The organism is Nocardia sp. NPDC049220, from assembly GCF_040647855.1.
Taxonomy (GTDB): Bacteria; Actinomycetota; Actinomycetes; order Mycobacteriales; family Mycobacteriaceae; genus Nocardia.
This window is the reverse complement of the sequence record NZ_JBEZDA010000001.1, coordinates 17294-35541: the sequence shown is the minus strand read 5'-3', so window position 1 is coordinate 35541 and position 18248 is coordinate 17294. Positions and strand designations below refer to the sequence as shown.

12 protein-coding genes and 1 pseudogene are annotated in these 18248 nt (G+C 64.3%); 7 read left to right on the top strand and 6 right to left on the bottom strand.

The features are described 5' to 3' along the window. Nucleotides 1–130: 130 nt before the first annotated feature. Nucleotides 131–1121, top strand: a pseudogene (locus AB0C34_RS00150) (IS701 family transposase); the annotation flags it as partial. A 180-nt stretch (nt 1122–1301) separates the two neighbouring features. On the opposite strand, the gene AB0C34_RS00145 reads toward AB0C34_RS00150, so the two are convergent. From AB0C34_RS00145 to AB0C34_RS00120, 6 genes are all read right to left on the bottom strand, one after another. Then, nucleotides 1302–1790 (bottom strand): GyrI-like domain-containing protein, encoded by a 489-nt coding sequence (locus tag AB0C34_RS00145; protein ID WP_357065618.1) that lies wholly within the window; start codon nt 1788–1790, stop codon nt 1302–1304. 202 nt (nt 1791–1992) lie between these two features. Then, a complete protein-coding gene (locus AB0C34_RS00140; protein WP_357065615.1) occupies nt 1993–3375 on the bottom strand; it encodes an aspartate aminotransferase family protein in 1383 nt (460 codons plus the stop codon). Nucleotides 3376–3410: 35 nt separating this feature from the next. Beyond that, nucleotides 3411–4625 carry a type III PLP-dependent enzyme gene (locus AB0C34_RS00135; protein ID WP_357065612.1) on the bottom strand — a complete coding sequence of 405 codons (1215 nt, stop codon included), beginning with the start codon at nt 4623–4625 and terminating at the stop codon, nt 3411–3413. A 994-nt stretch (nt 4626–5619) separates the two neighbouring features. Beyond that, nucleotides 5620–6993 carry a cytochrome P450 gene (locus tag AB0C34_RS00130; RefSeq protein ID WP_357065609.1) on the bottom strand — a complete coding sequence of 458 codons (1374 nt, stop codon included), beginning with the start codon at nt 6991–6993 and terminating at the stop codon, nt 5620–5622. 180 nt (nt 6994–7173) lie between these two features. After that, complete coding sequence (locus tag AB0C34_RS00125; protein WP_357065606.1) at nt 7174–8733, bottom strand: hypothetical protein; 1560 nt, start codon at nt 8731–8733, stop codon at nt 7174–7176. 390 nt (nt 8734–9123) lie between these two features. Continuing rightward, nucleotides 9124–9786 carry a TetR/AcrR family transcriptional regulator gene (locus AB0C34_RS00120; RefSeq protein ID WP_357065603.1) on the bottom strand — a complete coding sequence of 221 codons (663 nt, stop codon included), beginning with the start codon at nt 9784–9786 and terminating at the stop codon, nt 9124–9126. Nucleotides 9787–9854: 68 nt separating this feature from the next. Between AB0C34_RS00120 and AB0C34_RS00115 the strand changes: the two genes are divergently transcribed. From AB0C34_RS00115 to AB0C34_RS00090, 6 genes are all read left to right on the top strand, one after another. Next, the gene (locus tag AB0C34_RS00115; RefSeq protein WP_357065600.1) at nt 9855–11384 is read left to right on the top strand and encodes an NAD(P)/FAD-dependent oxidoreductase; all 1530 of its coding nucleotides are present in this window, start codon (nt 9855–9857) and stop codon (nt 11382–11384) included. Beyond that, on the top strand, nt 11381–12211 hold the full coding sequence (locus tag AB0C34_RS00110; RefSeq protein ID WP_357065597.1) for an SDR family NAD(P)-dependent oxidoreductase: 831 nt from the start codon (nt 11381–11383) through the stop codon (nt 12209–12211). The genes AB0C34_RS00115 and AB0C34_RS00110 overlap by 4 nt, the downstream gene beginning before the upstream one ends. A gap of 18 nt (nt 12212–12229) precedes the next feature. Beyond that, a complete protein-coding gene (locus AB0C34_RS00105) occupies nt 12230–13147 on the top strand; it encodes an alpha/beta hydrolase (protein WP_357065594.1) in 918 nt (305 codons plus the stop codon). A 117-nt stretch (nt 13148–13264) separates the two neighbouring features. Further along, nucleotides 13265–15058 carry a long-chain fatty acid--CoA ligase gene (locus AB0C34_RS00100; protein ID WP_357065591.1) on the top strand — a complete coding sequence of 598 codons (1794 nt, stop codon included), beginning with the start codon at nt 13265–13267 and terminating at the stop codon, nt 15056–15058. Nucleotides 15059–15305: 247 nt separating this feature from the next. Beyond that, nucleotides 15306–17060 (top strand): molybdopterin-dependent oxidoreductase, encoded by a 1755-nt coding sequence (locus tag AB0C34_RS00095; RefSeq protein WP_357065588.1) that lies wholly within the window; start codon nt 15306–15308, stop codon nt 17058–17060. A 644-nt stretch (nt 17061–17704) separates the two neighbouring features. Continuing rightward, nucleotides 17705–18172 carry a MarR family winged helix-turn-helix transcriptional regulator gene (locus tag AB0C34_RS00090; RefSeq protein WP_357065585.1) on the top strand — a complete coding sequence of 156 codons (468 nt, stop codon included), beginning with the start codon at nt 17705–17707 and terminating at the stop codon, nt 18170–18172. Nucleotides 18173–18248 lie beyond the last annotated feature (76 nt).

Sequence of the window (18248 nt, the reverse complement as noted above, 5' to 3'; positions counted from 1 at the left end):
TGGGGATATCTATCGCTGGATTGCAGAATCGAGCGAAACCCACCGCAACCGGCTCACCCGGCCCCAGCCGTGGAACGCTGCGGACCGCCGGGCGAACATGCTGGCACAGGGACGCCCCGGCGACCTAGTACTGCAACGGCACCTGGGTGATGCTGCTGGGATGTCGATGGGGTGCGCGATGACCTTCGTGATTACGTGGTCGAGCAGCTAGGTGACCCGGAGGCGGTGTTGGCGGCCGATGAGACCGGGTTCTTGAAGAAGGGAGTGCGCTCGGCCGGGGTTCAGCGGCAATACGCCGGTACCGCCGGACGTACGGAGAACTGCCAGACCGGGGTTTTCCTGGCCTACACGTCGCGGCACGGGCACGCGTTGATCGATCGGGAGCTGGATGTCCCGCAGTCGTCGACAGAGGACCGGCAGCGCTGCCGTGCGGCGGGTATCCCCGACGAGGTCGAGTTCGCGACCAAGCCCCGCCAGGTCATCGCCATGCTCGAGCGGGTGTTGGCGGCGCGGGTGCCGTTTTCCTGGTTCACCGCTGACGGAGCCTACGGCCAGGCCGGTTACCTGCGGCAACGACTGGAGCAGCGTGACGTGTTCCATGTGATGGCCACCCGCTGCGACGACCGGCTCGCCACCCGGCCGGATCGAGCGGATCGATGTGCTGGTGGCCGAGATGTCGGTGTCGTCGTGGCAGCGGCTGTCGGTCGGCGCGGGCGCGCACGGACCCGCGGATACGACTGGGTCCGCAAACCGATCGGCGGGACCTGAGCCAAAGGCCGCAGCCACTGGCTGCTGGCTGCTGGCTGCTGGCTGCTGGCTGCTGGCTGCTGGCTGCTGGCTGCTGGCTGCTGGCGCGACGCTCGATCAGCGACCCGACCGAGGTCGCCTACTACGTCTGCTACGGGCCGAAGACCTCCCGCCTGGCCGATCTGGCCTGGGTCGCCGGATCATGTTGGCACATCGAGGAGGCGTTTCAGCAGGCCAAGAACGAGGCCGGCCTCGACGACTACCGGGTCCGCGCCTATCGGGCCCGGTATGCCCACATCACGTTGTCCATGCTCGCCCTGGCATGGCTGGCCGCTCCAGAGCTGTTGCAAAAGGGAAACCAGCCCAGACGATGAGGGCATCGCGCTGGCCCTACCCGAAATACGCCGGTTGCTGATGAATCTCGTTCTGCGACCTGTCAACCCAGCCGATGAAGTGCGGCTGGTCACGATGTCGTCGCCGCCGGCAACACCAAGCCCGCCTCAGCCACTACGAACGCCGAGGCCACCCACTCACCCGAGTGTCGGTCGCAGCCCTCAACCAGCGTTGACGAGCCAGTTGAGTTCGGTACGAAGATCAGCCGGATCCATGTCCGGAGCCGGTCGCGTGTGATACACCTCCCACCGCACCGGGCCAGGGAGGCAATCACGCTCGTCGATCCAGGACCGCAACCGATCCCATGCGGTGCTCAAACCGTCGAAGCCACCGAGATGCACGACTCGAGCAACCCGGCCGCCTGGCAGACTACCGGCGATGACACCGCGTTCCGGTCGGACGACCCGATCGACGGGGAACCCGACCTCCAGGTCGATCAACCCGCCCGACACTCCCCGATACAAGCCGAACGCCCCACCACCGATCACCGCTTCTTGCGCAGCGACGACCTCCGACAACACGCGAAACGATGTATCGAAGAAGTCGCGCAGCTCAGACGGCGCAACCGTGCCACGAACAACCGCCGTCGTCGCCTCGACAGCGTCGACCAGGTCAGGATCGACCGCAAAACCTCCAGCGATGTAATTCACCACAAACTCTCCTCGATGGCGAAGGAACCCTTCCACATCACAGACGCCGCAGCCGTCCACAACTCATCGGCCCCGAATCATCCAAGGTGCCGTTGCAGTACTAGGGGACATTGCCGAATGCGGCAGTCTCGACTCCAGCGTGCGGCACAGGCGACTGACGAGAACGATTGCGGGCCACGGGCGTCGCTGGAGGCTGGTCGCATCAGAGCAGGGCCGATACCCCTTCCAACGCCGCTCGGAGAATTTGTTCGATCTCCACGAAGTGGCTTCGATCGCAGATGAGAGGTGGCGCCAGCTGGATGACCGGTTCTGCGCGATCGTCGGCTCGACAATGCAAACCGGACTCGAAGAGCGTCTTGGACACATGGTGCTGAATGATGCGTGTGGTCTCCTGAGCGCTGAATGACTCCTTGGTGTTCTTGTCCTTGACGATCTCGACCGCGTAGAAGTATCCGACTCCGCGAACATCTCCGACAACCGGCAGATCCAACAGTTTTCCGAGGGTCGAGCAGAACAACGCTTCGTTGGTCCGGACGTGCTCGTAGAGGCCTTCGCGTTCGATGATGTCGAGGTTGGCGAGTGCTACCGCGCAGGAGACGGGATGGCCGCCGTAGGTGGAGCCGTGCATGAAAGTGGCACCATGCCGGAATGATTCGGCGACACGCTCGCTGATCAGTACGGCGCCGAGCGGTGCGTAGCCCGACGTGAGCCCTTTGGCAATGGTGATGAGGTCGGGCTCGTAACCGAATCGTTGGGCGCCGTATTCGTAGCCGAGCCGACCGAATGCGCAGATGACCTCATCTGAAATCAGCAAGACGTCGTGTTTATCGCAGATCTCCCGAACGCGCCGAAAGTATCCGGGTGGCGGGATGAAGCAGCCACCGGTGTTCTGTACCGGCTCGACGAAGACCGCGGCCACGGAGTCGGCTCCCTCGAACTCGATGGCCTCCTCGATACGGTCGGCGGCCCATCGTCCGAAAGCCTCGTGGTCGTCTGCGTGCGCGTCGGCACGGTAGAAATTGGTGTTCGGGACGCGGGTAGAGGTAGGAACCAGTGGCTCGAAATCGACCTTCGCACCGGGAAGGCCGGTGATCGAGAGTGCCCCCATGGAGGTCCCGTGGTAGGCCATGTGCCGACTGATCACCTTGTGCTTGCCCGGTTTTCCGACGAGTTTCCAGTACTTACGTGCCAACTTCCACGCGGTTTCGACCGATTCCCCACCGCTGACCGTGAAGAAGACGTGATCGAGGTCGCCGGGCGTGGTGGCGATCAGTCGTTCGGCAAGTTCGATTGCGACGGGATGCGCAAACCCCCACAGTGGGAAATAACCCAGCTCTCGTGTCTGACGCGCGGCAGCCTCAGCGAGTTCGGCTCGCCCGTGCCCGACCTGTACAGCGAACAAGCCGGCGAGCCCATCGAGGTATCGTTTGCCGTTCGAGTCCCATACGTGCGCTCCTTCGCCGCGAACGATGACGGGGAAGTCGGTTCGGCTGCTTTCAGGGGTGAAATGCAGCCAAAGCGGGTTGTGCGTGCGCTGGCCAGCGCTGGCAGTTGCCAGCGGTACCGGTCCAACCGTTGCAGTCATGTACCTGGTCCCATCGGATATTTGATCAGTATTTGTCAGACGAAATATGACTGAAGCGGCGCGAAACCGTTGAATCCCACAGAGGAATAAGAAGCGGTATACGCTCCGGCAGCTTCGATACGAACCCGATCGCCGATTTCCAGAGACACCGGCAACCAATACGGCTCTTTCTCGTACAAGACGTCGATCGAGTCACATGTGGGACCGGCGAGGATTGCCGGCGCCAGGTCGTCTCCATCCTTCGGCGTGCGAATGACATAACGGATCGCTTCATCCTCGGTCTCCGCCAAGCCCCCGAACCTACCGATATCGAGATAAACCCACCGGGGTCCCGATTGGTCTTTTCGAGCGATCAGGACAACCTCGGCTTCGATCACTCCAGCATCGGCAACCAGGCCACGGCCCGGCTCTATGATGGCTTCGGGCAACGTCCAATCGAAATGACGGCGCAGTGCGTGATCGATCGAAGCGGCGTAATCGTCGATGGGTGGCACTTCTTCCCGGTATTGTGCAGCAGGAAAGCCGCCACCCATATTGATCACAGGCATTTTCAGGCCACGCTCGCACAACGTTCGATAGACATCGGCGACCGTCGCCAGCGCGACATCCCATGCCTCGGCTCGACGTTGCTGCGATCCGACGTGGAACGAAACACCTTGCACATCGAGACCTTTCCGATGTGCTTCGAGTAGCAGTTCTACCGCCGTACGGGTACTACAACCGAATTTCCGCGACAGCGGCCAATCCGCGCCTGTTCCATCACAGCGGACCCGGCAGAATACCTGCGCGCCCGGGGCCGAACGGACGATCTTCTCCAGTTCGGCATCCGAGTCGAACGCGAACAGGCGAACCCCCATGGCATGCGCCCGAGAAATATCGACTTCTTTCTTTATAGTATTCCCGAAGGAGATACGATCCGGAGCGACGCCGAGAGCGAGGACCGCTTCGATTTCCGGTATCGAAGCGGTGTCGAAACATGAGCCGAGGTCGGCCAGGATCTGGAGTACTTCCGGCGCGGGGTTGGCTTTTACGGCATAGTAGATCCGAGTGCCCGGCATGGCGTGAACGTATGCCGAATATCGCTGCCGCACCACGTCGAGATCGACGACGAGTCGTGGGCCGTCGTAATCGGCGTCTCTCAGGAATGCCTCCACGCGAGAGGTTGCGCGTAACGGCGACGTAGATATTCGTGCAGTTGGAATCGATATCGTCTCTAGATCTGGAATCGAGGGGCAGAACTCGTGCGGCATACTATTCGTTGCACATTCTACGAGAAGCGCTGGGGGGAACAGAAGTTCGTCGTCGCGTTCGATCCCGAACGGAGCATGGTGGGCGTCGACGGTGATTAGCAGATGGTCGTTGTCGCGGGATGTGTGTGTTCATGGCGCAATAACCGCGAAGGCATGGCGACGTTCGTCGATGGCATGCAGCATATTCGACGCGCCATTCAGCGGATCAGGCCTTCGGCCGCGGCTCGACTCCACGGCCATCGCGCACCCACGTCAGGCGTCGATACCGTTTCGCGTCCCGCAGCACAACTGCCCGACATGGTCGTCAGCTGTTGGTACACATGGCAAAGCCCTTCTGCCCCGTGAAGGTCGAGAGACTCTGCCGAGGCTCATCGGGGCCAACAGGGAGCTTAGGGCGATTAGCGGGAAGAGTGCAGTCGCGTACCCGACATCTCCCGCACCGATTCCGACAGCACCGGGTGGCCCGTACCGGACGCTCGAGCAAGCCGACTTGCGTCAAAACGACTGGCAGCGAACCGATCTGCGAATATAGCCATTCGACATATCGTTTGGGCACTTCAGCTGGACGCGTTCGACCGCAATGACAATGAAAGTCACACGCCTGGAATCATTCTCGTAGGCACCCCCATCCGCCGCACCGTAGCATAAGCTACGGAATAGCGGTTGGCCGATCACCGCCAACATGCTCGGCTTCCGATTCGCTCGATGTGCCTCAGCCGGCTCCGGATTCGCCGGATGGCAGAACTGGGCGACGTCCGCTGTGCGGTTGATCAAATAGCACTGGCGACGCCGCAACCGAGTCGAGAACGGATGGACCGAAGTGCACGCCGACGGAACGCCGGACGACGCCGCGTCCGTGCGGTCGCCCGACGCCGCCCTCGACTACATGTCGATCCTCGATAGTTCGAAACGCGCCGACCGCTCGACCCGGCACCGGGCCGATCTCGCCCTGGCTAGGACGATTCGGCCCGGTGTTCGTGTCTGGTTGGAACGTCTAACGCGGCTGCAATGCGATACGGATGGGTTTGTTCGGACGCACCGTGGCCTCCGGCACCTTGCGCAGGGGCAACTCGGTACGTGATTCGAAGTGAAAGCGCTGCAGGATGCGCGTCAGGATCAATTGGATCTCGGCCAGCGCGAAGGTATTGCCGATACAGATGCGCGGCCCGGCGCTGAACGGAATAAACGCACCTTTGTGGATGCTCCGCGCAATCTCGGGCGCGAAGCGATCCGGGTCGAACTTTTCGGGTTCCGGCCAGAAATCAGGATTCCGGTGTACCAGGTAGGGGCTCCAGAAGACGTTGGAACCGGCCGGGACGCGATAGCCGCCGAGCTCGTTGTCGACGCGTGCGTTCCGCATGATCTGCCAGATCGGCGGGTTGATCCGGAGGTTCTCGTTGATGACCGCGGCAAGATAGGTCAACTTCGGCAGATCAGCCATGGTCGGCTCACGGTCGCCCAGCACGCTGTCGATCTCCGCTCTGAGTCGACTTTCGACATCCGGGTGTTCGGTCAACGTCTGGATGGTCCAGGTGAGGGCGTTGGCACTGGTCTCGTGTCCGGCGAAGAGGAAGCTGGAGATTTCGTCGCGCAGTTGGCGGTCGTCCATCTTCTCGCCGGTGTCGGCGTCCTGCGCGTTGATCAGCATGTACAGCAGGTCACCTTGATCCTCCGCCGTACCCGCGCGGTACCGGCTGATCATGTCGTACACGAAACCGTCCATGATGCGGAGGTTTCTCCAGAACCTGCGATGACTTGGCGTCGGTACCCGCAGCGGAATCACCGGGAACTTGAGGTACGCCGACAGTTCCTTCATAAAGACGTCCAGTGCCTGTGCGTACGGATGCGTCTGTCCGTCCGCGCCGATGTCGATCGCGAACAGCGTGCGAGCCACGATGCGCAGCGTAAGGTTCGACATTTCGCGACCGACATCGATATCCGTACCGCCCGAGGCGAATCCGCTCCACCGTTGGAGCATGTCCTCGGTGTGTGCCGACATCACCCGCATCATGTCCTCGATGCGCCTGCGATGGAACGCGGGCTGCAGCAGGCGACGCCGGCTCATCCAACTGGCCCCGCCCACCACACTGATCAGTCCATCACCGAGCAGCGGACTCACCAGTTCGAAAATCTTCGCATCCTTGTCGAAGTCGACATGGTTGTCCTGCAGCACTTTCTTGACATCGTCCGGATGATTGATCACCACCATCGGCATGCCGAGGACGGGCACGCGGACCACGTTCCCGTACCGCTCCAACGCTTTCGACAGGTACCCGAGCGGATCTCGTTGAAATGCAATGGTCGTCGAGAGCGACGCCGACGGACGGGGCCCGGGAGCGACCGATGTGGACAGGGGCGCGAGTGTCATCAATACCTCCACCAGGAGACGAGAGCCGGGCGCCGAAACGCTAATCGACAGATGTGGCGAAACGTGAAAGCCGGCTTCCCCCAACTGGGAACTTCGCCGAGGCCGGCTGTTGTAGCGATAACCGTGGGTCGGCAAAGTTGGGCATCGCGCATGCCCAGCGTCGTCACCGGTCCGCAGGGGTCAACAATCGGATCGAAACGGAAGACACAGCGGCAGCAGGTTCAGTTGAGCCGGGGTTTTTGTGACGATCGGAGGTGGTGCGACGTCCTCCGTGGTCGACACGGGCAAAGGTCGCTGTTCGCCGGAGTCACCGTGCGGAGTCGAGCAGGCAGCGGATAACAGCCACACGGCACCGATGATGACCGCGATCGATGCCACCGCAGCGATCTGTTGCGCGCGATGCGTAACCGGCTTCGGCGCTCCGGTGGTGCGGCCGGGCGAACATGCGAGCACGGCGGACAATCGTCGAAGGTCCGACAGCCGCGGGCGACGCTCGACGATGGTCCGTGCGGCGGACCGCCGCGGTGGCCGCTCTTCGGCACCCTCGTCCGACCACCATGGCCGCCGGGTCGGCGGAGGTGACGGCGCGGGGCGCGTCCGCAATGGGCGACCATCGTCGGATTCGATCCAGGACGACCACTGGTCGGTGAAGGTTGACGAGATCGACGGCGCCGCGGGATCGATCGCCGCGCCCGACGACAGGGGGTCCGGCGCGGCAGGTTCTGGTGCGTAGGAATCCGGCTCGGCAGAATCCGCTGGAAAGAGTTCCGGCTCGGCGGAATCTGGCGCGTAGGGTTCCGACTCGGCGAAATGCGTCGGGGCGGGTTTCGCGGCGGGTGGCAGCACCGGTCGGTCCGACGCCCACGCTGCCTGATCGTCCTCGTCTGGTACGTCATCGAATTCGATCGGGCGCTTCGGCGCTGATGTGTTGGATTGCGGCGCGATCGGCATGAGGTCCGGCTGTCCGGGTGTGCAACGCGAGAACGGCATGTCCGGTTTCGCGGGGCTACCGATGGCGCGCGAAGCATCGGCGGCCGATACGTCGTCGACCGGAGGCGGCTCGTGCGCCGCACCGGCCACTGACGTGGTCCCGATGTACTGCCGCCGCTCCGCCGGAAATCCGTCCGCCACAAGGTCTTCGATGGAGACCTCCGCGCCCAGGTCGAGGTCGCCGAGCAGGGCGTGCACGCGCTCGGCGGTCCAGACGAGCTTTCGGCTCGCGGTGCGGTGAAACCAGGCGCGCAGATCGACGGGTGCGGATCCGAGCACCACCCCGCAACCACGTCTGCGTGATTGGATGTTGAGCGTGAGGGTCGACTCCCTGGGTGGCACCACCACGATCAGGCCGTCGACGACGGCATCGGCGTGGTGATCGCGCACCAGTTCCGTCAGAGTGGCGACGTTGTTCATCACCTGATCGAATGGACTGCCATCGGTGTCGCGCACCTGAATCGGGTCGCCGTCGAACTCGGACAGTCGCCACCGCCCGTCGGCCTGCACCGAGAGAACACCGGCAGTGGCTTCCGGCACCGTTCCCTGCGCGTCGACGACGACCGCGGCCCTGGGCGTGATCACGACCAAGTCGGCTTCTCGCAGTTCGCCCTCGCCGATACGGTCGGGTAAGGAGCACCCCGATATCGCCACTCCCACAATGACGTACTGCCCGGTCCAGGACCGCATCCAGCCGAGCACACGCTGCCCGGATCGTGGTGCCGTCGTTCGTTCGCTGATGACCAACACCGGCGGCCACCTCCATCGCGTCCCATACCATCGACCACTTGACGGTACTCGGCGCAACACTCTACGAAATCCCGAAAGGCACTGTAAGAGCAGGGTATTGACGACGAAAGGGCACTCCGCGGGCGACATGCCGACGGGGCCGACGCGACGGTGTGCGCATCGACGACGGTCGAAGCGGCACACCATCGCCGCCCCTTGCCACCCACCTGCGAATGTCTGCGCTGTCCGTGGCGATGGCCAGGCGTCTGCGTCCGATCCTCGGCTGCGCCGGGGCGGATCGTGATCAATGCTCGATCCGGGACGCGAGGTCACATGATGGAGCGGAAGGCGCGCCACAGTGGACGGGCAACGATCGTGGCGGTCGTCCACCCCGTCGACGGACCTGAAGGCTCATCGGCCGCGGAGCGCGGCAGCCAACGCCGGGTCGAGGGAGTACGCGATAGCGATCAACGACTCGACCAACAGGTCGATCAGCTGCTCGCGCGGGATGGACTCGGCGCGGATCCAGCTCAGCGTGACCTCCTCGACGAAGGCGATCCAGCCGCGGACGGCGAGCGCGAGGCGGGGGTGGTCGGCGTCCGAGACCGGCGCCTCGGTGAGGAGGATGTCGACAATGGCGTCGCGGGTCTGGTCGACCAGTGGGGCCAGGTCCGGGCTGACGCTGGTAGGGCCGCGCAGCAGCGCGAGGTAAGACGTGCGGTTCTCGCTGACGTAGTCGATGTAACGATCGACCGAATCATGCAGCATCGCGAACGCAGCGAGTCGACGGTCGGGTGCGATCCGGTGCAGTAGTTCAGCGTTGGCGTGCCGCACGATCGCCAGCCGGAAGTCCTGCTTGGTCGGGAAGTAGTGGAACAGCAGGCCGCGCGAGATGCCGGCCTGGGCAGCGATTTCGCTGACGGAGATATCCTCGTAGGCGCGCTGGCCGAGCATCTCGGCGCCCAACGCGATCAATTGCTCGCGGCGTTGGTCCGGACTGAGCCGGGTACGCTTCGTGGCTTCTCCCGGACTTGTGGTACCCGGACTTGTGGTACCCGGATTTCTACTACCCACGGGGCCACCCTACTGAACGTTGGTCAATATCGTTGACCCACGCTCGACAAAATCGTACGCTCACGTATATGAGTCGCAAGGTCACAGACAAAGCTGTCGTCAACCGGCCCGCGCGCCATGTCAAGACGATCATCATCGGTAGCGGATTCGCGGGTCTGGGCCTAGCCATCCGACTGACCGAGCAGGGGCGGCGCGATTACCTCGTACTGGAGCGCGGCGGCGACGTCGGCGGCACCTGGCGCGACAACACCTATCCCGGCGCGGCCTGTGACGTCCCCTCCCAGCTGTATTCGTATTCGTTCGCGCTGAATCCGAACTGGTCGCGCTCGTTCTCCCGACAAGGCGAGATCCAGCGATACATCCAAGCGGTGTCCCAGCGTTACGGTGTGCGCGATCGACACATCTTCGATTGCGACGTGACCAGCGCACGGTGGAACAACGACCGCTCGGTGTGGGAGATCGAATCCACCCAGGGCAGTTTCACCGCCGACACCGTGGTCTGCGCCGTCGGTGCACTGTGTGAACCCGCGCTGCCGGACATCAAGGGCATCAGCGAGTTCGAAGGCGAGGTCTTCCATTCCGCACGCTGGAATCATGACGCCGATCTGACCGGCAAGCGGGTCGCCGTCATCGGCACCGGCGCCTCGGCCATCCAGATCGTGCCTGCCATCGCCCCCGAGGTCGACCACCTGGACATTTATCAGCGCACGGCGCCGTGGTTGCTACCTCGTTACGACCGCCCGTACACCACGGCCGAACGGCTCGCCTTCCAGTATGTGCCCGGTTTCCAGCGCATGTATCGCGCCGGGGTTTACGCCGCACGCGAGACCCAGGTTCTGGGTCTCGCCAAATTCCCCGGACTGATGCGGCTGTTCGAAATGATCGCGAAGGGCAAACTCAGACACGAGATCCGCGATCGAGAGTTGCGCGCCAAAGTCACCCCGAACTTCCGGATCGGCTGCAAGCGCATGCTGATCTCCAACGACTACTACCCGACGCTGACTCGCCCCCATGTCGACGTGGTCACCGACCCGATCGCCGAGGTACGCAAGAACTCGATCCGCACCGAGGACGGCACCGAGCGCGAGATCGACGCCCTGATCGTCGCGACCGGCTTTCACGTCACCGACTCGCCGACCTATGACACGATCGTGGGCCGCGACGGCCGCACCCTGTCAGAGGTGTTCGATGACAGCGGCCAGCAAGGCTACAAGGGCAGTTCGATCGCCAACTTCCCCAATATGTTCTTCCTGCTCGGACCGAACGTCGGCCTCGGGCACTCGTCGATGGTGTACATGATCGAATCGCAGATCAATTACATCGCCGACGCGCTGGCCACCGTCGACCGGATGAAACTACGTACCGTCGAGGTGCGCCGGGACGTGCAGGATGCCTATAACAAAGACCTGCAGGCGAAGCTGGCCGGCAGTGTCTGGCTGACCGGCGGATGCTCGAGCTGGTATCTGGACAAGCACGGGAACAACACCACGTTGTGGCCTGATTTCACTTTCGAATTCCGCAGAATGACAAAGATTTTCGATGTGGCGGCCTACGACACATCGACCTTCCGAGCCGACCAGGAAGCGGTGGCGCCGTGAGCAATGACGCTTACTTCGACAACAAAGTATGTGTGATCACCGGAGCGGGGTCCGGAATCGGCCGTGCGCTGGCGGAGAATCTGGCCAGGCGAGGCGCGCGACTGGCGCTGTCGGATATCGACACCGAGGGACTGGCCGAAACCGCCCGACGCTGCGCAGAGCGCGGCGCCGAGGTGGAGTCCGATCGGCTGAACGTCGTCGAACGCGAAGCGGTGCTGCGCTACGCCGATGCGGTGCAGGCGCACTTCGGCACGGTGCACCAGGTGTACAACAATGCAGGTATCGCCCACCACGGCGAGGTGATCCGCTCCGAGTTCAAAGACTTCGAGCGCGTCATGGACGTCGACTTCTGGGGCGTTGTGAATGGCACCAAGGCTTTCCTGCCGATGGTCATCGAATCCGGTGACGGTCACATCGTCAATGTGTCCAGCCTGTTCGGCCTGATCGCGGTCCCCGGCCAAAGCGCGTACAACGCAGCCAAGTTCGCTGTCCGCGGCTTCACCGAGTCGCTGCGGCAAGAAATGTTGGTCGCGCGGAACCCGGTCAAGGTCACCTGCGTGCACCCCGGCGGCATCAAGACCGCGGTGGCGCGCAATGCGACCTACGCCGAGGGCATCGACGCCGCGTCAGCCGCCTCGACGTTCGATAAGAAGTTGGCCGTCCACACCGCCGAGATGGCCGCGCAGACCATTACCGAAGGGGTACGCAAGGGCCACGGCCGGGTACTGGTCGGCGCGGAAGCCAAGCTGCTGGACCTGTTCGTCCGGGTGACAGCCTCGGGGTACCAGCGCATCGCGGCCGAGGTCGAACGCCGCTTCTTACCCTGACTAATCCAAGGAGCATCCATGCGGGACATCAACCTTCCGCTGCCCGTGGCACGGGCGGTGCTGCATTCGATCTACCGGATCACGCTCGACCAGCGGTTGCCGTTTCCGATGCAGCGCAGGCTGCTGGACATGAGTTCGCGAGCCCAACTGCTGCCCGCGCAGACCGTCGTGCAGACGTTGCGCCTGGGCGGCCGACCAGCCGAACGGATCGGGTTCGCGAGCACCTCCGCCCACGGCGCCGTCCTCTACCTGCACGGCGGCGGGTACACGGTCGGTTCGATCGCGACGCACCGTTCGCTGGCGGCCCGGCTAGCGCGCGATACCGGCTGCGCGGTCTACGCTCTCGACTACCGACTGGCCCCGGAGCATCCTTTCCCCGCGGCGCTCGACGATGCCGAGTCAGCGTTCCTGGAGCTGGTATCCAGCACCGGCTACCGCCCCGACCAGATCGCCGTGTCCGGTGACTCCGCCGGCGGTGGCCTCTCGTTGGCGCTGGCGCAGCGGCTGATCGCACGGCACGGGACCAGGCCGGCCGCGCTCGGGCTGATCGCGCCATGGACCGACCCCAACCGGATCCCGGACCGCGAACGCGATCTGGTGACCAGTAAGCGCTGGTCGCGCGCCTGCGCGGCCGCCTACCTCGGCGCCGGCGACCCGGCCGACCCCGGCTACGCTCCGCTGAACGGCGAGCTGCGCGGTCTGCCGCCGACCTACGTCCAGGTCGATGTCGGCGAACTGCTGCATGGGCAGTGCGTCGAGTTGGTCGTCGCGCTGCGGGCAGCGGATGTGCGGGTTCGTTATTCGGAAAGCACGAACCTTTGGCACGTGGCGCAATTGCAGGCCGCGCTGGTGGCGCCCGCGTCAGCCGCATTGTGCGAACTCGCCGAATTCCTGCGCGAAGCTATCCGACCGGTGCACCTGCGCGACTTAGGATGAATACGGAGCGGTCCCGTAGTCCGCGATCGCTTTCGGATCTGTTTTCGGTGGTCGGCGCACGGCCCTGACACAGGTGTCGTACATTACTGGCGAGTAAACCCACGTGGAAGGGCCCACATGCGAGAGTTCGAAGTCCCGGCTTCTTACACCGTCCCGGATGACGCGAACAATTCCGATAACGTCTTCCGCCATGCCGAGCAGTCACCGACCGTGGTGCTGTTCAACGTACCGAACGTCAGTGGCGGCTGGCGGGACGTGACGGCCACCGAATTCGCGGAAACCGTTACCCGGGTCGCCAAAGGCCTTATCGCCTCCGGCATCGAACTCGGCGATCGCATCGGCCTCATGGCCCCGAACCGATACGAGTGGGCCGTCTTCGACTTCGCCATCTGGGCCGCCGGCGGTTGCACCGTCGCCATCTACGACAGCTCCGCCGCCGAGCAGGCCAAGTGGATCCTGCAGGACTCCGCGACCAAGCTGCTCGTCCTGGACAACGACACGCACCGCAAGGTGATCGACGAGATCGGCACCGGGTCGCTGCCGGATCTGCAGGAGGTCCTGCAGATCGACAAGGGCGCGGTGGACGAGCTGATCACCCGGGGCGCCGAGCTGGACGACCAAGTCGTGCACGACCGCCGCGCTCAGGTCAATGCCGCGTCGCCGGCCACCCTGATCTACACCTCCGGCACCACCGGCAGGCCCAAAGGCGTCATGCTCTCGCATGCCAACCTCTACGCCGAGTCGGCGTCCACCCGGATCGCGTTCGACAAGCACATCACCGAGGGCAAGAAGACCCTCGCGTTCCTGCCGCTGGCGCACGTCTACGCACGCGGCCTGGCATTGACCGCGTTCGACGCCAAAGTGGCGGTCGCGCACACCGCCGACTGGTCCACCTTGGTCGAGCAGTTCAGCAGTTATCAGCCGGACTTCGTCGTGTCGGTGCCGCGCGTCTTCGAGAAGGTGTTCAACAGCGCCAAACAGAAGGCACATGACGGCGGCAAGGGCAAAATCTTCGACGCCGCGGCCGACACCGCCATCGCGTGGAGCGAGTCGATCGACAACGGCGGGCCCGGGATCGCGCTCAAGTTGAAGCACGCGCTGTTCGACAAGCTGGTCTACAGCAAACTGCGGGCGGCACTCGGCGGCCGGTGCGAGGTGGCCATGTCCGGCGGCGGCCCACTCGGCGCGCGCCTCGGCCATTTCTTCCGCGGCGTCGGGGTGACCATCTACGAGGGCTACGGCCTCACCGAGACCACGGCCGCCGTCGCCGCGAACGCCCCGGGGCACATTCGAGTCGGCTCGGTCGGCAGGCCGATCGAGGGTCATGCCGCCAAGATCGCGGAGGATGGTGAGCTGCTGTTGCGCGGCTCGGTGGTGTTCAACGGCTACTGGGGCAACGAGGCGGCGACCGAGGACAGCCTCGTGGACGGGTGGTTCAAAACCGGTGACCTCGGCGCCATCGACGCGGACGGTTACATCACGATCACCGGCCGCAAGAAAGAGATCATCGTCACCGCCGGTGGCAAGAACGTCTCTCCCGCGATGCTCGAGGACTCGTTGCGGGCGCACCCGCTGATCAGTCAGGTGATGGTGGTCGGCGACGGCCAGCCGTTCATCGGCGCGCTGATCACTCTCGACCCCGAGTCGCTGCCCGGCTGGAAGGAACGCCACAGTCTGCCCGCGGACACCCCGGTGGAGAAGCTGATCGAGAACCCGGACCTGATCGACGAGATCGACACCGCGGTAGCCGAGACGAACAAGAAGGTCTCACACGCCGAACAGATCAAGAAGATTCGCATCCTGACCGTCGACTGGACGCAGGAGAGCGGTGAGCTCACCCCGAAGATGTCGCTCAAGCGCGCGGTCGTGATGAAGCAGCACTCCGCCGACGTGGCGAAGATCTATAGCTGACGGTCCCCGAAAGGTGCTACCCGCGATACGCATGCGGGCAGCACCTTTCGCGTATCCGGACGTGGGCACCAACCTCAGACCATTACCAACTCAGCGAACCGACATCGTCGAGCGCGCCGGAAACAGTTCCGGCGCGGCGACGAGAGCCGGCAACACCGCGCCGCTGAGTTCGCCCAGTAGCACCGGCGGGTTCGCACGTCATCGAATGGTCACAATTTGTCGGGCGGACCACCAGTAGGCTCGATTCATGGCCGATCTGCGACTACGGGTAGTGGCTGGGATCGTCTCAGCGGGACTGACGCTCGGCGTCGCGGAACTGCTCGCGTCTTTCGTCGGTGCCGACAGCGCACCGCTCAACGCCCTGGGCGCTGTCGTGGTCGACCACACGCCCGACAGGATGCGCGAATGGGCGATCACGACATTCGGCACGAACGACAAAGTCGTGTTGTACCTGATCATGGGCGTGGTCGCCATTCTCCTCGCCGGCCTGGCCGGAGCGGTGGAACGCACAACACGTTCCGCCGGATCATGGCTGCTGGCCTCCTTCGGAGTGATCACCACCGTCGCGGCGGTAACCGGCACCGGAATTTCCGCCGCGCTGCCGACCGTCATCGGCGTCGCTGTCGGAATCTACGCGCTGCGCGTGCTGACACGTCGAATCGAGAATGCGGCCCAGGTCGAAAAACTTGCTGCTGACCGGGAAGGCCGAGCGGCCACCGCTTCGCGAACCCCGACAGCGCAGCGTACCCGGGCGACGCCGGCTCCCCCGTTGCCCGCGTCCGCCGCCGCTGGGCAGCAATGCCACGACACCGACGACGCCGGGTCTGGATCCGTCGACGGTGAGGAAGCATCATCGCCGTCGGACACCACTGCGGTGCCGTCTGCTCCGGCGTCATCCCCGACGGCGCTCGACAGTGCGGGACGGCAAGTCGCACCGGAGCGCAGACAGGTTTTGCAAGGTCTGTTGGTGGCCGGTGGGTTGGCCGCGGCCACCGGTGTCGGCGGGCGCCTTCTCGGCTCCCGGCGGCGCGACATTTCCGGCGAGCGGGCCGCGGTGCGGTTGCCGCGGCCCAGCACCCCCGCACCACCACTCGCACCCGGCGTCGATTTGCGCGTCCCTGGGCTGACGCCGTACCTGACCTCGAACAACGACTTCTACCGGATCGACACCGCGCTGATCGTGCCGCAGGTGTCCACCGACGACTGGTCGCTACGTATCCACGGCATGGTGGATCGCGAGATCCACCTCAGTTGGGCGGATTTGGCGAAGCTGCCCGCGGAGGAACACTTCGTCACCCTCGCCTGTGTGTCGAATCCAGTCGGCGGCGACCTGATCGGCAACGCCCGCTGGCTCGGATATCGCCTGGCGCAACTGCTCGCCGCGGCGGGACCGCATCAGGACGCCGACATGGTGCTCTCGCACAGTACCGACGGCTGGACGGCGGGCACGCCGCTATCGATTCTCACCGACGGACGCGACGCCTTACTGGCCGTCGGTATGAACGGCGAACCCCTTCCGGCGCAACACGGTTACCCTGCTCGTCTGGTCGTCCCCGGTCTCTACGGCTATGTCTCCGCAACCAAATGGGTGACCGAACTGGAAGTTACTCGGTTCGACCGCGCCACTGCCTACTGGACCCGCCGCGGTTGGTCGGCCCGCGGCCCGATCAAGACCGGCACGCGTATCGATACCCCGCGTGGCCGCAGTCGCATCACGCCGGGCCGCGTCCCCATCGCCGGTGTCGCCTGGGCGCAACATCGCGGAATCCGCGGCGTCGAGGTGCAGATCGACAACGGCGCATGGCAGCAGACCCGCGTCGCCGACGAACCATCCGTCGACACCTGGCGGCAGTGGGTCTTCGACTGGGATGCCACTGTCGGCCCGCACACCATCCGAGCCCGCGCCACCGACGGCAGCGGCGAAACCCAGACGTCCGAGCGCAGCGATGTCGTCCCCGACGGCGCGACCGGCTACCCCGCGGTCACCGTCCAGGTCAATTGATTCCCGCTTGAAACGTCCGCCCCAGGACCGTGCTCGAGCAGCAACGTCCGGGCAGACAAAGATCAATACAAGGTGAGCTTCCCAACGCCCCTCCGCACTGGTCGCTCGCGAAGACCTCCGCACTACCAGACGAGAGCGCCAACAGTGGGTGAGAGTTGCCGATGGTAGGCAAAGGGTGGTCGATCGGCGCTTGGGTGACCGCCATATCACTACGTTCGCTGAACTTCGAGCAGACCGATCCGGCGGTCGACCGGCTGCCGGAACACCGTGTACGCGGTCTCCCACGGCCTGTACCGCTGGCGAACATCCCGCCGGGGCGAGCCAGTTCTCGACCGCCATCAGATGGCGTCGAAACCTGCCGTCGAACCCTCGGCTTGCGTCCCATCTGCGGCAGCGGCGGTAACACCACCTCCAGGCACGACCATTGTTCGTCCGTCAGATCCCCGCGAGCCATGCCTGGATCGTTCCACGGGCTTGATCACCCTTGCACCCGCCTCGGCTCGCACCTGAGGCTGGATTCCGTGTTCGCACCGATGGCGTCCGAAGGATCACCTCCTTGACCTCAACCAAACGTGATGTCCTACCTTCTCACCACGACCTGCACAGCGCGCAGGCTCCGCACCGAAATATCAGGAATGGACCCCATGACGACCCCACAGGTTTCCGACGCCGAACTCGCCGGACAACCAGCCGCGTACTGGACCGGTGTCGCCTACGAGGCGCTCATCGCGTACACCCGGGCTCAGCAGGCCGAAAAGGGCTACACCCAGCCCCAGTTCTGGCTGCTACGCAATCTGTCGGCCAACGACATCTCTCCCGACGGCGAGGGGATGACCCTGCCCGAGCTACAGGAGGCTATGACCTCCTATATCCGCCCCGAAGACGATCTGGCAGCGGAGGCCGAGGCGCTACTGGGGCGTGGCTGGCTGACCCGGGACGCCGAGCACCGGCTATGGCTGACCGAGGAGGGGGAACAGGCCCGCGTCGACCTCGCACGCAACGCGCCCGCGATCCGCGCCGCCCTCCACGAGGGCATCGACGACGCGGACTACGTCACCACGGTGAAAGTGCTCCATCGGCTGATCCGCAACGCGGGCGGGACGGTCGCCTGACAGACCACCAGACTGTCTAACTCGCCCTGATGCAGCAAGCGCTGTGATCACATCTCGAACCCGGCCTAGCGCCGTC